This window comes from Bacillus sp. SIMBA_005 (genome assembly GCF_046535585.1).
Classification (GTDB): Bacteria; Bacillota; Bacilli; order Bacillales; family Bacillaceae; genus Bacillus; species Bacillus pumilus.
On record NZ_JAWRWI010000660.1, the window covers coordinates 1 to 260 of the forward strand.

1 pseudogene is annotated in these 260 nt (G+C 43.1%); it reads left to right on the forward strand.

The features are described 5' to 3' along the window. Positions 1-260, forward strand: a pseudogene (locus SB660_RS21725) (stage V sporulation protein AD); the annotation flags it as partial.

Below are 260 nucleotides of genomic sequence, written 5' to 3' on the forward strand. Positions count from 1 at the left end.
CGGCTCTTTATTTGATAAAACCTATGACGAAATGCATTGTAATCAAAAGAGCTGGGAAATGGCGGAACGGCAGCTGATGGAAGACGCTGTTAATGTTGCGCTTCAAAAAAACAATCTGACAAAAGATGATATTGACCTATTGCTGGCAGGCGACTTGCTGAACCAAAACGTGACGGCTAACTATGTGGCAAGACACTTGAAAATCCCATTTCTTTGTATGTTTGGCGCCTGTTCAACATCAATGGAAACAGTGGCTGTCG